12 protein-coding genes are annotated in these 18,755 nt (G+C 66.4%); 11 read left to right on the top strand and 1 reads right to left on the bottom strand.

The window, feature by feature from the left end; genetic code table 11:
• Window positions 1–26: 26 nt before the first annotated feature.
• From rplK to tuf, 11 genes are all read left to right on the top strand, one after another.
• Window positions 27–461, top strand: a complete 435-nt coding sequence (gene rplK, locus ACH492_RS30490; RefSeq protein WP_307661693.1) for a 50S ribosomal protein L11 — start codon at window positions 27–29, stop codon at window positions 459–461.
• 82 nt (window positions 462–543) lie between these two features.
• Window positions 544–1,266, top strand: a complete 723-nt coding sequence (gene rplA / locus ACH492_RS30495) for a 50S ribosomal protein L1 (RefSeq protein WP_307661692.1) — start codon at window positions 544–546, stop codon at window positions 1,264–1,266.
• Between the two features lie 138 nt (window positions 1,267–1,404).
• Entirely contained in the window at window positions 1,405–2,340 is a 936-nt protein-coding gene (locus ACH492_RS30500; protein ID WP_398991165.1) for a hypothetical protein, read from the top strand.
• Between the two features lie 257 nt (window positions 2,341–2,597).
• Window positions 2,598–3,128, top strand: coding sequence for a 50S ribosomal protein L10 (rplJ, locus tag ACH492_RS30505; RefSeq protein WP_307661690.1), 531 nt, complete (start codon window positions 2,598–2,600; stop codon window positions 3,126–3,128).
• 112 nt (window positions 3,129–3,240) lie between these two features.
• Window positions 3,241–3,624: a 50S ribosomal protein L7/L12 gene (rplL, locus tag ACH492_RS30510; protein WP_142214215.1), complete on the top strand. Its 384-nt coding sequence runs from the start codon at window positions 3,241–3,243 to the stop codon at window positions 3,622–3,624.
• Between the two features lie 540 nt (window positions 3,625–4,164).
• Window positions 4,165–7,650, top strand: coding sequence for a DNA-directed RNA polymerase subunit beta (gene rpoB, locus ACH492_RS30515; RefSeq protein WP_356224962.1), 3,486 nt, complete (start codon window positions 4,165–4,167; stop codon window positions 7,648–7,650).
• A gap of 98 nt (window positions 7,651–7,748) precedes the next feature.
• Window positions 7,749–11,669, top strand: a complete 3,921-nt coding sequence (locus ACH492_RS30520; RefSeq protein ID WP_398991168.1) for a DNA-directed RNA polymerase subunit beta' — start codon at window positions 7,749–7,751, stop codon at window positions 11,667–11,669.
• Between the two features lie 319 nt (window positions 11,670–11,988).
• Entirely contained in the window at window positions 11,989–12,360 is a 372-nt protein-coding gene (gene rpsL / locus ACH492_RS30525) for a 30S ribosomal protein S12 (RefSeq protein ID WP_003948652.1), read from the top strand.
• A gap of 2 nt (window positions 12,361–12,362) precedes the next feature.
• Window positions 12,363–12,833, top strand: coding sequence for a 30S ribosomal protein S7 (gene rpsG / locus ACH492_RS30530; RefSeq protein WP_262006819.1), 471 nt, complete (start codon window positions 12,363–12,365; stop codon window positions 12,831–12,833).
• Window positions 12,834–12,871: 38 nt separating this feature from the next.
• Entirely contained in the window at window positions 12,872–14,998 is a 2,127-nt protein-coding gene (gene fusA, locus ACH492_RS30535; RefSeq protein WP_307661686.1) for an elongation factor G, read from the top strand.
• Between the two features lie 153 nt (window positions 14,999–15,151).
• The gene (gene tuf / locus ACH492_RS30540; protein ID WP_307661685.1) at window positions 15,152–16,345 is read left to right on the top strand and encodes an elongation factor Tu; all 1,194 of its coding nucleotides are present in this window, start codon (window positions 15,152–15,154) and stop codon (window positions 16,343–16,345) included.
• 108 nt (window positions 16,346–16,453) lie between these two features.
• On the opposite strand, the gene ACH492_RS30545 is transcribed toward tuf, so the two are convergent.
• Complete coding sequence (locus ACH492_RS30545; protein WP_398991171.1) at window positions 16,454–18,550, bottom strand: PIG-L family deacetylase; 2,097 nt, start codon at window positions 18,548–18,550, stop codon at window positions 16,454–16,456.
• Window positions 18,551–18,755 lie beyond the last annotated feature (205 nt).

Raw genomic sequence — 18,755 nt, forward strand, 5'->3', positions numbered from 1 at the left:
ACTCTCACTAGGACCCGGAGAGAGCAATGCCTCCCAAGAAGAAGAAGGTCACGGGGCTTATCAAGCTCCAGATCCAGGCCGGCGCGGCCAACCCGGCTCCGCCGGTAGGCCCCGCGCTCGGTCAGCACGGCGTCAACATCATGGAGTTCTGCAAGGCCTACAACGCCGCGACCGAGTCGCAGCGTGGCATGGTCGTGCCGGTGGAGATCACGGTCTACGAGGACCGTTCCTTCACCTTCATCACCAAGACTCCGCCGGCCGCCAAGCTGATCCTCAAGGCCGCGGGTGTGGACAAGGGCTCCGGCGAGCCTCACAAGACCAAGGTTGCCAAGCTCACCGGCGCCCAGGTCCGCGAGATCGCCACGGTCAAGATGCCCGACCTGAACGCCAACGACCTGGACGCCGCGTCGAAGATCATCGCCGGCACCGCCCGTTCGATGGGCATCACGGTCGAGGGCTGATCAGCCCCCGCGTGACCTCAGTGGTAGGACCAAGCGCTGGTCCGCACCACGACTCCATACCTGAAACGACACAGGAGCAGAAGTGAAGCGCAGCAAGACTCTCCGCGCTGCGGACGCCAAGATCGACCGGGAGCGCAACTACGCCCCCCTCGAGGCCGTCCGTCTCGCCAAGGACACCGCCGCCACCAAGTTCGACGGCACCGTCGAGGTCGCCATGCGTCTGGGTGTTGACCCGCGCAAGGCCGACCAGATGGTCCGTGGCACCGTGAACCTTCCGCACGGCACCGGCAAGACCGCCCGGGTCCTGGTCTTCGCGACCGGTGACCGTGCCGAGGCCGCGCGTGCCGCGGGCGCCGACATCGTCGGCGCCGACGAGCTCATCGACGAGGTTGCGAAGGGCCGTCTGGACTTCGACGCCGTCGTCGCCACCCCGGACCTCATGGGCAAGGTCGGCCGCCTCGGCCGCGTGCTCGGTCCGCGTGGTCTGATGCCGAACCCGAAGACCGGCACCGTCACCCCCGATGTCACCAAGGCTGTGAACGACATCAAGGGCGGCAAGATCGAGTTCCGCGTCGACAAGCACTCGAACCTGCACTTCATCATCGGCAAGGTCTCCTTCGACGAGACGAAGCTGGTCGAGAACTACGCCGCGGCGCTGGAGGAGATCCTCCGTCTGAAGCCGTCCGCCGCGAAGGGCCGCTACATCAAGAAGGCGACCCTCACGACGACGATGGGCCCCGGCATTCCGCTGGACGCCAACCGCACCCGCAACCTCCTCGTCGAGGAGGACCCGGCCGCCGCCTGAATCTGACGGCAGCCGCGGGTCTCGCGTGCTTGAGCCGGCCCCCGCACCTCTTCGGAGATGCGGGGGCCGGTTTTCGTTGTCCCCGTGTCGTAGGCGTGCGTTACCGTTCAAGCGTTCGCAAACAACAAGGGGTGGGGCATGACCATGTCCGCATGGACGCGCGCGGGCGTCTCTTTGACGGCTGTGGCCGTCGTAGTCGGCGTAGCAGGCTGTCAGGGTGGCGACGGGGAGAAGAAGGCCGCCGAGGCGCCCAGGAAGACCGAGACGCAGTCCCGCGCGGCGGTGACGCAGGTCCTCACGGCGGCGTACAAGAAGACCTCGGCCGCGAAGTCGGCGAAGGTCCGTATGACGATGACGATGCCGGCGGCCATGGGGGGCGGCGGCACCATGGAGATGTCCGGAGTCATGGGGTGGGACCCCACGCTGATGGACATGACCATGAAGGGTTCCATGTTCAAGGCTGACCCGGCCGCCCCGGAGCAGATCCGCATGGTGTGGCTGAACAACGCCATGTACATGGACATGGGCGCCAAGGCCGCCAAGGACATGGACGGCAAGCGCTGGATGAAGCTCGACCTCGGGGCCGCCGCCAAGGCGTCGGGGGACAAGGCGCTGCAGAAGCAGATGACCGGCAGCCTGGAGAGCATGAACCAGGACCCGGCCCAGCAGCTCGCGATGCTGCTCGAGTCGCCGAACCTCAAGCACATCGGCGCGGAGAAGATCGACGGGGTCGAGGCCCAGCACTACAAGGGCACGCTGACGCTCGACGAGATGGTGGCGTCGAACAAGTCGCTCAAGACGCTCAGCGAGCAGGAGCGCAAGGACCTCCTCGCCAATATGAAGAAGTCCGGCATCAAGGGGTACGACACCGAGGTCTGGGTCAACCAGGACAACTACCCGGTGAAGATGGACATCGGCATGGACAGCCCCGAGGGCAAGGTGAAGATCGTCGCCAACTACTCGGACTACGGCGCCAAGGCCACCGTGCAGGCGCCGCCGGCCGGGGACACCTTCGACCTCATGGAGATGCTGAAGAAGGCCGGCGAGGGCATGGAGTCCGCGGGGCAGAGCTGACGCCCGCCCGATTTGCCTGACCGGGATCTCTCCCGTACTCTTCCACAGAAGCCAAAGACCGCTGGTCGTTGCCGTGTTCTCGCAAGAGGGTGCGGCGGCCGAAGGATCCGCTAGCTGCGGACGTCCTGCGCAGGTGACTGTGGAAAGCTCCCGGACTCGTTCCGGTCGAGCTACGCCCCGTGCGCCTGCGCCGGGGCGTTTTGTTTGCCCAGCCCCTTCTGAGCGGTCCTCATCACCCGGAAGGAGGCCGACGCTCTATGGCAAGGCCCGACAAGGCTGCCGCGGTAGCCGAGCTCGCGGACCAGTTCCGCAGCTCGAACGCCGCCGTGCTGACCGAGTACCGGGGTCTCACCGTGGCTCAGCTCAAGGAGCTGCGCCGTTCGCTCGGTGAGAACGCCCAGTACGCCGTGGTGAAGAACACGCTGACCAAGATTGCGGCCAACGAGGCCGGGATCAACGCGCTCGACGACCTGTTCGCGGGTCCGACGGCGGTTGCCTTCGTCACCGGTGACCCGGTGGAGTCGGCGAAGGGTCTTCGTGACTTCGCCAAGGACAACCCCAACCTCATCATCAAGGGCGGTGTCCTTGATGGTAAGGCGCTCACCGCTGATGAGATCAAGAAGCTTGCGGACCTCGAGTCCCGCGAGGTTCTGCTCGCCAAGCTGGCGGGCGCCATGAAGGGCAAGCAGTCTCAGGCTGCCGCGCTCTTCCAGGCGCTTCCCTCGAAGTTCGTCCGCACCGCGGAGGCGCTTCGTGCCAAGAAGGCCGAGCAGGGCGGTGCCGAGTAATTCGGCTCGCGCATTGACCGTAGCCGCGTAGTGCGGCCGGTCGCAGCGGGCCGATGTACGCCCGCCGACACAGACAACCGGCACCAGCCGAATTAGTGGAAGGACCGCCATCATGGCGAAGCTCAGCCAGGACGACCTGCTTGCGCAGTTCGAGGAGATGACCCTCATCGAGCTCTCCGAGTTCGTGAAGGCCTTCGAGGAGAAGTTCGACGTCACCGCCGCCGCCCCGGTCGCCGTTGCCGCTGGTGGCGCCGCTGCCGCCCCGGCCGAGGCCGAGGCCGAGCAGGACGAGTTCGACGTCATCCTCACCGGCGCCGGCGAGAAGAAGATCCAGGTCATCAAGGTCGTGCGCGAGCTGACCTCCCTGGGTCTGAAGGAGGCCAAGGACCTCGTCGACGGCACCCCGAAGCCGGTCCTCGAGAAGGTCGCCAAGGAGGCCGCTGAGAAGGCCGCCGAGTCCCTCAAGGCCGCTGGCGCGTCCGTCGAGGTCAAGTGACTTTCTGAGTCTCTGACTCATGGTTCCGCAAGGGACCGCTGAAGGCACTGCAGAAGGGCGATCACCCATACGGGTGGTCGCCCTTCGGCGTTGCCGTGGCGGCTGCCTTGCTCTTCGGCCCGCGGCGAGTATCGTGATCTTCGTCGTACGCCTCGCTCTGTCCCAGCAGCCCCGTTTGGGCTGGGGGGCCTTGACGAACCGCACGCAGCGCGCAATTCTCAGGACGCGTCGTCACAACGATCCGTATCCGAGGCATGGATCGACGACCGAACGGGCAGTATCGATGTGCGCCACACGGCGCGAGGGTGTCGCGGAGTTGAGAACAACGAGGGTCTCGAAAACCCGCACTGGACATCAGTGTGCCAAGTGGCTACACTGACCCTTTGCGCTGCCTGTTAGCTGCCCCCTGCCCGTCACCAGGGGCATCCCCACGTATGAGCACCGTAGATTGAATCATCCCTGACCTGGGACTTCTATCTCCGTGCCCAGCATGGGACCGGTACGCGCGTAGTGAGTCCGAGCCCTCGGAAGGACCCCCTCTTGGCCGCCTCGCGCAACGCCTCGACCGCGAATACGAACAACGGCGCCAGCACCGCCCCGCTGCGCATCTCCTTTGCAAAAATCAAGGAGCCCCTCGAGGTTCCGAACCTCCTCGCGCTGCAGACCGAGAGCTTTGACTGGCTGCTCGGCAATGCCGCCTGGAAGGCTCGTGTCGAGGCGGCTCTGGACAGCGGACAGGACGTCCCCACCAAGTCCGGCCTGGAGGAGATCTTCGAGGAGATCTCTCCGATCGAGGACTTCTCCGGGTCGATGTCGCTGACCTTCCGCGACCACCGCTTCGAGCCTCCGAAGAACTCCATCGACGAGTGCAAGGAGCGCGACTTCACGTACGCTGCCCCGCTCTTCGTCACGGCCGAGTTCACCAACAACGAGACCGGCGAGATCAAGTCCCAGACGGTCTTCATGGGCGACTTCCCGCTCATGACCAACAAGGGCACCTTCGTCATCAACGGCACCGAGCGTGTCGTTGTGTCGCAGCTGGTCCGCTCGCCGGGTGTCTACTTCGACTCCTCCATCGACAAGACGTCCGACAAGGACATCTTCACGGCCAAGATCATCCCGTCCCGGGGTGCCTGGCTCGAGATGGAGATCGACAAGCGCGACATGGTCGGTGTCCGCATCGACCGCAAGCGCAAGCAGTCCGTCACCGTCCTGCTCAAGGCTCTCGGTTGGACCACCGAGCAGATCCTCGAGGAGTTCGGCGAGTACGAGTCGATGCGCGCCACCCTGGAGAAGGACCACACCCAGGGCCAGGACGACGCGCTGCTCGACATCTACCGCAAGCTGCGCCCGGGCGAGCCCCCGACGCGCGAGGCCGCTCAGACGCTGCTCGAGAACCTCTACTTCAACCCGAAGCGCTACGACCTCGCCAAGGTCGGCCGCTACAAGGTGAACAAGAAGCTCGGCGCGGATGAGCCGCTGGACGCCGGCGTGCTCACCACCGACGACGTCATCGCGACCATCAAGTACCTGGTCAAGCTGCACGCCGGTGAGACCGAGACGGTCGGCGAGAGCGGCACCCAGATCGTCGTCGAGACCGACGACATCGACCACTTCGGCAACCGTCGTCTGCGTAACGTCGGCGAGCTCATCCAGAACCAGGTCCGCACGGGTCTGGCTCGTATGGAGCGCGTCGTGCGTGAGCGCATGACGACCCAGGACGTCGAGGCGATCACGCCGCAGACCCTGATCAACATCCGGCCGGTCGTCGCCTCCATCAAGGAGTTCTTCGGCACCAGCCAGCTGTCGCAGTTCATGGACCAGAACAACCCGCTGTCGGGTCTCACCCACAAGCGCCGTCTGTCGGCGCTTGGCCCGGGTGGTCTCTCCCGTGAGCGGGCCGGCTTCGAGGTCCGTGACGTGCACCCGTCCCACTACGGCCGCATGTGCCCGATCGAGACCCCTGAAGGCCCGAACATCGGTCTGATCGGCTCGCTCGCCTCGTACGGCCGGGTCAACGCGTTCGGCTTCGTCGAGACGCCGTACCGCAAGGTCGTCGATGGCGTCGTCACCGACGAGGTCGACTACCTGACCGCTGACGAGGAAGACCGCTTCGTTATCGCCCAGGCGAACGCGACGCTCTCCGAGGACCTGCGGTTCACCGAGCCGCGCGTCCTGGTGCGCCGCCGTGGCGGCGAGGTCGACTACATCCCGGGCGACGACGTCGACTACATGGATGTCTCGCCGCGCCAGATGGTGTCGGTCGCGACCGCCATGATCCCGTTCCTCGAGCACGACGACGCCAACCGTGCCCTCATGGGCGCGAACATGATGCGCCAGGCAGTTCCGCTGATCACGGCGGAGGCGCCGCTGGTCGGCACCGGCATGGAGTACCGCTGCGCGGTCGACGCCGGTGACGTCATCAAGGCGGAGAAGGAAGGTGTTGTCCAGGAGGTCTCCGCGGACTACATCACCGTCGCCAACGACGACGGCACGTACACCACGTACCGCATCGCCAAGTTCTCCCGGTCGAACCAGGGCACCTCGGTCAACCAGAAGGTTGTCGTGGACGAGGGCTCCCGGGTCGTCGAGGGCCAGGTCCTCGCCGACGGTCCGGCCACCGAGCAGGGCGAGATGGCGCTCGGCAAGAACCTGCTGGTCGCGTTCATGCCGTGGGAGGGTCACAACTACGAGGACGCGATCATCCTGTCGCAGCGCCTCGTGCAGGACGACGTCCTCTCCTCGATCCACATCGAGGAGCACGAGGTCGACGCCCGTGACACCAAGCTCGGCCCGGAGGAGATCACCCGGGACATCCCGAACGTCTCCGAGGAGGTCCTCGCGGACCTCGACGAGCGCGGCATCATCCGTATCGGTGCCGAGGTCGTCGCCGGTGACATCCTGGTCGGCAAGGTCACGCCCAAGGGTGAGACCGAGCTGACCCCGGAGGAGCGGCTGCTCCGCGCGATCTTCGGTGAGAAGGCGCGTGAGGTCCGTGACACCTCGCTGAAGGTGCCGCACGGCGAGACCGGCAAGGTCATCGGCGTACGCGTCTTCGACCGCGAGGAGGGCGACGAGCTGCCGCCGGGCGTGAACCAGCTGGTTCGCGTGTACGTCGCGCAGAAGCGCAAGATCACCGATGGTGACAAGCTCGCCGGCCGTCACGGCAACAAGGGCGTCATCTCGAAGATCCTGCCGATCGAGGACATGCCGTTCCTGGAGGACGGCACCCCGGTCGACATCATCCTCAACCCGCTGGGTGTCCCGTCCCGAATGAACCCGGGACAGGTCCTCGAGATCCACCTCGGCTGGCTCGCCAGCCGAGGCTGGGACGTCTCCGGTCTCGCCGACGACTGGGCGCAGCGCCTGCAGGCCATCGGCGCCGACCAGGTCGCCCCCGGCACCAACGTCGCGACCCCGGTCTTCGACGGTGCGCGCGAGGACGAGATCGCCGGTCTCTTCGAGGCCACGATCCCGAACCGTGACGGTGACCGGCTGGTCCAGGCGTCCGGCAAGGCCAACCTGTTCGACGGCCGCTCCGGTGAGCCGTTCCCGGACCCGATCTCGATCGGGTACATGTACATCCTCAAGCTCCACCACCTGGTCGACGACAAGCTGCACGCTCGTTCGACCGGTCCGTACTCGATGATCACCCAGCAGCCGCTGGGTGGTAAGGCCCAGTTCGGTGGCCAGCGGTTCGGCGAGATGGAGGTGTGGGCCCTCGAGGCCTACGGCGCCGCCTACGCCCTTCAGGAGCTGCTGACCATCAAGTCCGACGACGTCACTGGCCGCGTGAAGGTCTACGAGGCCATCGTCAAGGGCGAGAACATCCCCGAGCCCGGCATTCCCGAGTCCTTCAAGGTGCTCATCAAGGAAATGCAGTCGCTCTGCCTCAACGTGGAGGTGCTGTCCTCGGACGGCATGTCCATCGAGATGCGTGACACGGACGAGGACGTCTTCCGCGCTGCGGAGGAGCTCGGTATCGACCTGTCCCGGCGCGAGCCGAGCAGCGTCGAAGAGGTCTGACGGGTCTGGCCGGGGCTCTCGCAAAGAGCCCCGGCCCTGCCCCGGACCCGTACAGACCATGATTGAGACTCGACCCCGAAAGAGGGATTGACGACAAAGTGCTCGACGTCAACTTCTTCGACGAGCTGCGGATCGGCCTTGCCACCGCGGACGACATCCGACAGTGGTCCCACGGCGAGGTCAAGAAGCCGGAGACCATCAACTACCGCACGCTCAAGCCCGAAAAGGACGGACTCTTCTGCGAGAAGATCTTCGGTCCGACCCGGGACTGGGAGTGCTACTGCGGTAAGTACAAGCGTGTCCGCTTCAAGGGCATCATCTGTGAGCGCTGTGGCGTCGAAGTCACCCGCGCCAAGGTGCGCCGTGAGCGGATGGGCCACATTGAGCTGGCCGCGCCTGTTACGCACATCTGGTACTTCAAGGGCGTCCCGTCGCGCCTTGGCTACCTGCTCGACCTCGCGCCGAAGGACCTCGAGAAGGTCATCTACTTCGCCGCTTACATGATCACGTTCGTGGACGAGGAGCGCCGTACGCGCGACCTGCCCTCGCTGGAGGCGCATGTCTCCGTCGAGCGCCAGCAGGTCGAGAACCGCCGCGACGCCGACCTCGAGGCCCGCGCCAAGAAGCTCGAGACCGACCTGGCCGAGCTCGAGGCCGAGGGCGCCAAGGCCGACGTGCGCCGCAAGGTGCGCGAAGGCGCCGAGCGTGAGATGAAGCAGCTGCGTGACCGTGCGCAGCGCGAGATCGACCGTCTCGACGAGGTGTGGAACCGCTTCAAGAACCTCAAGGTCCAGGACCTGGAGGGCGACGAGCTGCTCTACCGCGAGCTGCGTGACCGCTTCGGCACGTACTTCGACGGCTCGATGGGTGCCGCGGCGCTGCAGAAGCGCCTGGAGTCCTTCGACCTCGAGGAGGAGGCCGAGCGTCTCCGCGAGATCATCCGTACCGGCAAGGGCCAGAAGAAGACCCGTGCGCTCAAGCGCCTCAAGGTCGTCTCCGCGTTCCTGCAGACCAGCAACAGCCCCAAGGGCATGGTGCTCGACTGCGTGCCGGTCATCCCGCCGGACCTGCGTCCGATGGTGCAGCTGGACGGTGGCCGCTTCGCGACCTCCGACCTGAACGACCTGTACCGCCGTGTGATCAACCGCAACAACCGCCTCAAGCGTCTCCTTGACCTCGGTGCCCCCGAGATCATCGTGAACAACGAGAAGCGGATGCTGCAGGAGGCCGTCGACGCGCTGTTCGACAACGGCCGCCGTGGTCGCCCGGTGACCGGTCCCGGTAACCGCCCGCTGAAGTCCCTGAGCGACATGCTCAAGGGCAAGCAGGGTCGTTTCCGTCAGAACCTGCTCGGTAAGCGAGTCGACTACTCGGCCCGTTCCGTCATCGTCGTCGGCCCGCAGCTCAAGCTGCACCAGTGCGGTCTGCCGAAGGCCATGGCGCTGGAGCTCTTCAAGCCGTTCGTGATGAAGCGTCTGGTCGACCTGAACCACGCGCAGAACATCAAGTCGGCCAAGCGCATGGTCGAGCGCGGCCGCACGGTCGTGTACGACGTGCTGGAAGAGGTCATCGCCGAGCACCCGGTTCTGCTGAACCGTGCGCCGACGCTGCACCGCCTCGGCATCCAGGCCTTCGAGCCGCAGCTGGTCGAGGGCAAGGCCATCCAGATCCACCCGCTCGTCTGCACCGCGTTCAACGCGGACTTCGACGGTGACCAGATGGCCGTCCACCTGCCGCTCTCCGCGGAGGCGCAGGCCGAGGCCCGCATCCTGATGCTGTCCTCGAACAACATCCTGAAGCCGGCTGACGGCCGTCCGGTCACCATGCCGACCCAGGACATGGTGCTGGGCCTGTTCTTCCTCACGACCGACGAGGAAGAGCGCAAGGTCATCGGCGAGGGCCGGTCCTTCGGCTCCACGGCCGAGGCGATCATGGCGTTCGACGCCCGCGAGCTCTCGCTCCAGGCGAAGGTCGACATCCGCTTCCCCGTCGGCACCATTCCGCCGCGCGGCTGGGTTCCCCCGGTCGCCGAGCAGGGTGCCGCGGACATCAGCGGCTCCGCGGGTGAGTGGCAGCAGGGTGACAGCTTCCGGCTGCGTACGACTCTGGGCCGCGCGCTCTTCAACGAGCTGCTGCCCGAGGACTACCCCTTCGTCGACTACTCGGTGGGCAAGAAGCAGCTCTCCGAGATCGTCAACGATCTGGCCGAGCGCTACCCCAAGGTCATCGTGGCGGCGACGCTCGACAACCTGAAGGCGGCCGGCTTCTACTGGGCGACCCGTTCCGGTGTCACCGTGGCCATCTCCGACGTCGTGGTCCCCGAGGCCAAGAAGGCGATCGTCGCGGGCTACGAGGCGCAGGACGAGAAGGTCCAGAAGCAGTACGAGCGCGGTCTGATCACCAAGGACGAGCGCACCCAGGAGCTCATCGCGATCTGGACCAAGGCGACCAACGAGGTTGCCGAGGCCATGAACGAGAACTTCCCGAAGACCAACCCCATCTTCATGATGGTCAACTCGGGTGCTCGTGGAAACATGATGCAGATGCGTCAGATCGCCGGTATGCGTGGTCTGGTGTCCAACGCCAAGAACGAGACCATCCCGCGGCCGATCAAGGCGTCGTTCCGTGAGGGTCTGTCCGTGCTGGAGTACTTCATCTCCACGCACGGTGCCCGTAAGGGTCTGGCCGACACCGCCCTGCGTACCGCCGACTCGGGTTACCTGACCCGTCGTCTGGTGGACGTCTCGCAGGACGTCATCATCCGCGAAGAGGACTGTGGCACCGACCGCGGCCTCAAGCTGCGGATCGCCGAGCGCGGCGCCGACGGTGTGCTGCGCAAGGCGGAGGACGTCGAGACGTCCGTGTACGCGCGGATGCTCGCCGAGGACGTCGTCGTCGACGGCAAGGTCATCGCGCCGGCCAATGTCGACCTGGGCGATGTGCTCATCGACGCGGTCGTCGCCGCGGGCGTCGAGGAGGTCAAGACCCGTTCGGTCCTGACCTGCGAGTCCGCGGTCGGCACGTGTGCGTACTGCTACGGCCGTTCGCTCGCCACCGGCAAGCTGGTGGACATCGGTGAGGCGGTCGGCATCATCGCCGCCCAGTCCATCGGTGAGCCCGGTACCCAGCTGACGATGCGTACCTTCCACACCGGTGGTGTGGCCGGTGACGACATCACCCAGGGTCTGCCCCGTGTCGTCGAGCTCTTCGAGGCTCGTACGCCCAAGGGTGTCGCCCCGATCTCGGAGGCGGCAGGCCGCGTCCGTATCGAGGAGACCGAGAAGACCAAGAAGCTCGTTGTCACCCCCGACGACGGCGCCGAGGAGACGGCCTTCCCGATCTCGAAGCGTGCCCGTCTGCTGGTGGGCGACGGCGACCATGTCGAGGTGGGCCAGAAGCTCACCGTGGGTGCCACCAACCCGCACGACGTGCTGCGGATCCTCGGTCAGCGCGCGGTCCAGGTCCACCTGGTCGGCGAGGTCCAGAAGGTCTACAACTCGCAGGGTGTGTCGATCCACGACAAGCACATCGAGATCATCATCCGGCAGATGCTGCGCCGCGTGACGATCATCGAGTCCGGCGACGCGGAGCTGCTGCCGGGCGAGCTTGTCGAGCGCTCGAAGTTCGAGACCGAGAACCGTCGTGTGGTCACCGAGGGCGGTCACCCCGCCTCCGGCCGTCCGCAGCTGATGGGTATCACCAAGGCCTCGCTCGCCACCGAGTCGTGGCTGTCGGCGGCGTCCTTCCAGGAGACGACCAGGGTTCTGACCGACGCGGCGATCAACGCCAAGTCGGACTCCCTGATCGGCCTCAAGGAGAACGTCATCATCGGTAAGCTCATCCCGGCCGGTACGGGCCTGTCCCGCTACCGCAACATCCGGGTGGAGCCCACCGAGGAGGCCAAGGCCGCGATGTACTCGGCCGTCGGCTACGACGACATCGACTACTCGCCGTTCGGCACCGGCTCCGGCCAGGCCGTTCCGCTGGAGGACTACGACTACGGTCCGTACAACCAGTAGGCGATAGCAACGACCACAGGGCGGTCATCCCACGCGGGATGGCCGCCCTGTGCCGTATGTTGCAGCCTGGTGTGTCCTGCGCGTGTGCATTTGTTTTGACCGCAGCCGATGCGGTAGGTACGCTCTGTCCTTGTGCCTGGGGTGTGCCTGGGCTCGTGTGCGTGTCCTCAACCGCATGGCGAGTCTGAAAAATCGGCCACCGTAATCTGCGCTCTCTCTGCCTAGCGGCGGGGGCCTGCAGTATTCGACACACCCGACCGCGTGGGTCGGCGACGTTCCAGGTTAGCTTCACGAACGGCACACAGAAACCGGAGAAGTAGTGCCTACGATCCAGCAGCTGGTCCGGAAGGGCCGGCAGGACAAGGTCGAGAAGAACAAGACGCCCGCGCTCGAGGGTTCCCCTCAGCGTCGTGGTGTCTGCACGCGTGTGTTCACGACCACCCCGAAGAAGCCGAACTCGGCCCTGCGGAAGGTCGCGCGTGTGCGTCTGACCTCCGGCATCGAGGTCACGGCCTACATTCCGGGTGAGGGACACAACCTGCAGGAGCACTCCATCGTGCTCGTGCGTGGTGGCCGTGTGAAGGACCTGCCGGGTGTTCGTTACAAGATCATCCGCGGTTCCCTCGACACCCAGGGTGTCAAGAACCGCAAGCAGGCCCGCAGCCGCTACGGCGCCAAGAAGGAGAAGTAAGAATGCCTCGTAAGGGCCCCGCCCCGAAGCGCCCGGTCATCATCGACCCGGTCTACGGTTCTCCTCTTGTCACGTCGCTGATCAACAAGATCCTGCTCAACGGCAAGCGTTCCACTGCCGAGCGGATCGTCTACGGCGCCATGGAAGGCCTCCGCGAGAAGACCGGCGCTGACCCGGTCATCACGCTGAAGCGCGCTCTCGAGAACGTCAAGCCGTCTCTCGAGGTCAAGTCCCGCCGTGTCGGTGGCGCCACCTACCAGGTGCCGATCGAGGTCAAGCCCGGTCGCGCCTCCACCCTCGCGCTCCGCTGGGTCGTGGGTTACTCCCGCGCCCGTCGCGAGAAGACCATGACCGAACGCCTCATGAACGAGCTGCTCGACGCCTCCAACGGCCTCGGCGCTGCGGTCAAGAAGCGTGAGGACACGCACAAGATGGCCGAGTCCAACAAGGCCTTCGCGCACTACCGCTGGTAGTCGCTACCCACATCGAGACCGAGAGAAGATTGAGCCTTATGGCCACCACTTCGCTTGACCTGGCCAAGGTCCGCAACATTGGGATCATGGCCCACATCGACGCGGGCAAGACGACGACCACCGAGCGCATCCTGTTTTACACCGGTGTGAGCTACAAGATCGGTGAGGTCCACGACGGCGCTGCCACGATGGACTGGATGGAGCAGGAGCAGGAGCGCGGCATCACGATCACGTCCGCCGCGACGACCTGTCACTGGCCGCTCGAGGACGTCGATCACACCATCAACATCATCGACACCCCGGGTCACGTCGACTTCACGGTCGAGGTGGAGCGTTCGCTCCGCGTGCTCGACGGTGCCGTCACGGTGTTCGACGGTGTCGCCGGCGTTGAGCCCCAGTCCGAGACTGTGTGGCGCCAGGCGGACCGCTACGGCGTTCCGCGTATCTGCTTCGTCAACAAGCTCGACCGCACCGGCGCGGAGTTCCACCGCTGCGTCGACATGATCGTGGACCGCCTCGGCGCAACCCCGATCGTGATGCAGCTGCCGATCGGTGCCGAGGCGGACTTCAAGGGCGTCGTCGACCTCGTTCGTATGAAGGCTCTTGTCTGGTCCGCCGAGGCCACCAAGGGCGAGATGTACGACGTCGTCGACATCCCGGCCACGCACACCGAGGCTGCCGAGGAGTGGCGCGGCAAGCTGGTCGAGACCGTGGCGGAGAACGACGAAGAGGTCATGGAGCTGTACCTGGAGGGCGTCGAGCCCACCGAGGAGCAGCTGTACGCCGCGATCCGTCGTATCACCATCGCGTCCGGCAAGGGCGGCGGCACCACCGTCACCCCCGTCTTCTGCGGTACCGCGTTCAAGAACAAGGGTGTGCAGCCCCTGCTCGACGCGGTTGTGCGTTACCTCCCCTCCCCCCTGGACGTCGAAGGCATTGATGGCCACGACGTCAAGGACGCGGAGAAGGTCATCACGCGCAAGCCGTCCGAGGACGAGCCGCTGGCCGCCCTGGCCTTCAAGATCGCGAGCGACCCGCACCTGGGTAAGCTCACCTTCATCCGGGTCTACTCGGGTCGCCTGGAGTCCGGCACCGCTGTGCTGAACCCCACCAAGGGCAAGAAGGAGCGCATCGGCAAGATCTACCGTATGCACGCGAACAAGCGTGAGGAGATCGAGTCGGTGGGCGCCGGCGACATCGTCGCCGTCATGGGCCTGAAGCAGACCACCACCGGTGAGACGCTGTGCGACGACAAGAACCCGGTGATCCTGGAGTCCATGGACTTCCCGGCGCCGGTCATCCAGGTCGCGATCGAGCCCAAGTCCAAGGGTGACCAGGAGAAGCTGGGTGTCGCCATCCAGCGTCTCGCGGAGGAGGACCCCTCCTTCCAGGTCCACTCCGACGAGGAGACCGGCCAGACCATCATCGGTGGTATGGGCGAGCTTCACCTCGAGGTGCTCGTCGACCGTATGCGGCGCGAGTTCCGCGTCGAGGCGAACGTCGGCAAGCCGCAGGTCGCGTACCGCGAGACGATCCGCAAGACCGTCGAGCGTATTGACTACACGCACAAGAAGCAGACCGGTGGTACCGGTCAGTTCGCGAAGGTGCAGATCGCGCTGGAGCCCATCGAGGGCGGCGACGCGACCTACGAGTTCGTGAACAAGGTCACCGGTGGCCGCATCCCCCGTGAGTACATCCCCTCGGTGGACGCGGGCGCGCAGGAAGCCATGCAGTTCGGCATCCTGGCCGGGTACGAGATGGTGGGCGTTCGCGTCACCCTTCTCGACGGTGGCTACCACGAGGTCGACTCCTCCGAACTCGCGTTCAAGATCGCCGGTTCGCAGGCGTTCAAGGAGGGTGCTCGCAAGGCGTCCCCCGTGCTCCTCGAGCCGATGATGGCCGTTGAGGTCACCACGCCCGAGGACTACATGGGCGATGTCATCGGCGACCTCAACTCCCGCCGTGGCCAGATTCAGGCCATGGAGGAGCGCAGCGGTGCCCGGGTCGTCAAGGGCCTGGTTCCGCTGTCGGAGATGTTCGGCTACGTCGGAGACCTCCGCAGCAAGACCTCGGGTCGCGCAAGCTACTCGATGCAGTTCGACTCCTACGCCGAGGTTCCGCGGAACGTCGCCGAGGAGATCATCGCGAAGGCCAAGGGCGAGTAACTCTCCCGAGTACACGCTTTAGGCTTGTCACCGGAGCCTGCTGGGGCATTCCATCCGAATCCCGGATGGAATGCCCCGGGCCCCGGCATCCCAGCAAAGATCACCTGGCGCCGATGAGTAAGGCGTACAGAACCACTCCACAGGAGGACCCCAGTGGCGAAGGCGAAGTTCGAGCGGACTAAGCCGCACGTCAACATCGGCACCATCGGTCACATCGACCACGGTAAGACGACCCTCACGGCCGCCATTACCAAGGTGCTGCATGACGCGTACCCGGACCTGAACGAGGCCTCGGCCTTCGACCAGATCGACAAGGCTCCTGAGGAGCGCCAGCGCGGTATCACCATCTCCATCGCGCACGTCGAGTACCAGACGGAGTCGCGTCACTACGCGCACGTCGACTGCCCGGGTCACGCGGACTACATCAAGAACATGATCACGGGTGCGGCGCAGATGGACGGCGCCATCCTCGTGGTCGCCGCCACCGACGGCCCGATGCCGCAGACCAAGGAGCACGTGCTCCTGGCCCGCCAGGTCGGCGTTCCGTACATCGTTGTCGCCCTGAACAAGGCCGACATGGTGGATGACGAGGAGATCATGGAGCTCGTCGAGCTCGAGGTTCGTGAGCTCCTCTCCGAGTACGAGTTCCCGGGCGACGACCTCCCGGTCGTGCGCGTCTCGGCGCTCAAGGCTCTCGAGGGCGACAAGGAGTGGGGCCAGTCGGTCCTGAACCTGATGGCCGCCGTCGACGAGGCGATCCCGCAGCCCGAGCGTGACGTCGACAAGCCGTTCCTGATGCCGATCGAGGACGTCTTCACGATCACCGGTCGTGGCACCGTCGTCACCGGCCGTATCGAGCGTGGTGTCCTCAAGGTCAACGAGACCGTCGACATCGTCGGTATCAAGACCGAGAAGACCACCACCACGGTCACCGGCATCGAGATGTTCCGCAAGCTGCTCGACGAGGGCCAGGCCGGTGAGAACGTCGGTCTGCTCCTCCGTGGCATCAAGCGCGAGGACGTCGAGCGCGGCCAGGTCATCATCAAGCCCGGTTCGGTCACGCCGCACACCGAGTTCGAGGCCCAGGCCTACATCCTGTCGAAGGACGAGGGTGGTCGTCACACCCCCTTCTTCAACAACTACCGCCCGCAGTTCTACTTCCGTACCACGGACGTGACCGGCGTTGTGACCCTCCCCGAGGGCACCGAGATGGTCATGCCGGGCGACAACACCACCATGACGGTCTCGCTGATTCAGCCGGTCGCCATGGAGGAGGGCCTGAAGTTCGCCATCCGTGAGGGTGGCCGGACCGTCGGCGCCGGCCAGGTCATCAAGATCAACAAGTAATTGCTGATCTGATCTGGTTGCTCCCTGGAGCATCAGCAAGGGCCTCGCACCATCGGTGCGGGGCCCTTGTTCGCGTCTGGTTCGCGTCTGGTTCGCGTCTTGCCGGTCTCAGCCGGCCGTTCCCGCCTCGGGCAACCAGGTCCAGGGGTGCGCGTCGGCCCCCAGGCCCACGACGGTGGCGCCCGAGTGGCCTACGTGGAGGGCGGGCGCGTCCAGCGCCGCGATGCCATGAGTGCGCGTCAGAAGCCCTCTGCGGGTGCGGAGTTGGATCCGGCCGCGGGTGTCCTTGCCGAGCAGTACGAGGCCGCCGGGGGCCGCGGACGCGCTGAGTGGGCCGTAGCCGTCGAAGCCTTCCTTGCGGGGCCGGGCGGGCGCGCCGCCGGTGCGTACGGCCATCACCACCGAGTCCGTCGGCTTGCGGTAGTACAGCTCGATTCCACCGTCGTCGGTCAGCACCGGGGCGAGCGGCCCCCCGGGGACCGGCAGCCGGCTGTCCGGGCGGAAGGTGAGCGGCAGGCCCATGGTGTCCTGCGTCCAGTGGTGCACGCTCTCGCGGCCGGAGCCGAAGACATGGACCCGGCCGGCGCTGTCCACGACCGTGGACAGACCGTCCTGGATCTCCGCTCCACCGAGGTCGCGCCAGCGGTCCCAGCGCCCGGCCCTGTCGCGGACCCGGGTGCTGATGCCCTTGTCGGCATTGCGGACGAAGACGTGGACCCGGCCGTCGGGTGCCGCCACCGCCACCGGGACGCCGATGCGGCGGCCGCGGTCGTCGTCCCGCTCGGGGTTGCCCAGACCGTTCCAGGCGAGGAACTCGCCGCCGGGGGAGCCCTGCTCCAGCAGGACGACCTCGCGCTGGTTGGGGCCGCCGTGGCCGTCGAGGGCGGCGAAGCGCAGCGCGAACAGCAGCTGACGGCCGTCCTTGAGGGTGGCCGCGCCGAGGGCGGGCGCGAGCGGGCCGCCGCCGAGGTCGTCCGGGGCGCCCCACTGGCCGCTTCCGGGCCGGGTCTCCCGCCAGCGGACCGCACGCAGCCCGAGCACGCCGTAGGCGACCAGCCGGCCGGATGCCTCGGTGGCGACGGTGGTGCGGGGGCCGGGGTAGCGGTGGTGAGTGGCGCGGACCCAGCCCTTCTTGTTCTTGAGCGGGCGGACGCCGCCGACGTTGTAGTCGCCGCAGCCGGCCGTGTTGCCGCAATCCCAGTCCGGGCTGCCGCCGTACGGGACGAGGGCCGCGGCCTTCTCCCGGAGCACCGCGGCCGGGAGGTTCTTCGGCCAGTGGCGGTTGTAGTAGCCGCGGAAGGCAGTGGCGACGAAGCCGGGCACCTCACCGCTGTCCTTCGTCGCACGGGCGACCCAGCGGACCATTGCGGCCCAGCTGAACAAGGCGACGGCGGTGTGGTCGGCGTGATCCGAGTAGCCGCGCTGTTCGCTGTCCTTCTTACGGGTCGTCTCGTCGCTGTGCTGGATGTCGGGATCGGGGTCCAGGGTCTGGATCACGGTCGGCCGGTACTGCTCCATGAGCCCGACGAGTACGTCGATGAGCTCGTCGTAGTCGTACGAAACGGTCCCGCGCAGCGGAGAGCCCGCGGCGACGACGGTGTTGAGGCCGAGCGAGCGGTCCCGCCACAGGCTGGGGAGGGCCATGTAGCGGCGAGTGGTGTGCATGGGGAGGTTGAGGAAGATCAGTTCGACCGAGGCCCGGCCGTTGGTGAGGGTGTTGATCTCGGCCCGGTGGCCGCCGTGCAGCGAGGCGACATCCTTGGTCCAGTCGGCGAACCTGTCGAGCCCGAGCAGGGCCGCGTAGGCCTGGCGCAGGCCCTGGTGGCGGGCGGAGGAGTAGGCGGGCCGGTCCGCGGGGACGTCCCAGTCCCCGGGTATGTGGTTCTTGCCGTCGTGCTCACCCGCGGTGACATATATGCAGACCAGCGGAACCCCGGCGTCCAGCATCCGCTGGGTGTCGGGGTTCATGAAGTACAGATCGTCATCCGGATGGGCCAGTATCTGCATCGCCTGCGCCCGCCGCGAGCTGGCGATCGGCATGCCGGGCGCGGGGTCCGCGGCGGGGGTGGAGCGCCGCGGGGCGGGTACGGAGCAGGAGCTGAGGGCCACGGCGGCGGCGAGGACGGTTGTGGCGGTGACCACATGGCGTCTGCTCGGGCCGCCGGGGCGCGCCGCAGCCGTCCCCTGGGCAGGCGCGTTGTTCATCTGTCGTGCTCCGTCCGCTCCCCCGCAGCGGGCAGAAAGGCCCCCCGTGCTGCGTACTGCCGATCTCAGACAATGGCGGACGGGCTGCTGGTCAGAGCCGTTCCGCGGTCAACAAGACGGCTGAGTGACACGCGAGGTTGCTTCACCATCGGAAGCTTGTGCGTGAGGCGGAGCGGTGCGGTACTCTCTCCGGCCGCGATTGGCG

The sequence above is a fragment of the Streptomyces sp. NPDC019443 genome, from assembly GCF_044389785.1.
Lineage (GTDB): Bacteria > Actinomycetota > Actinomycetes > Streptomycetales > Streptomycetaceae > Streptomyces.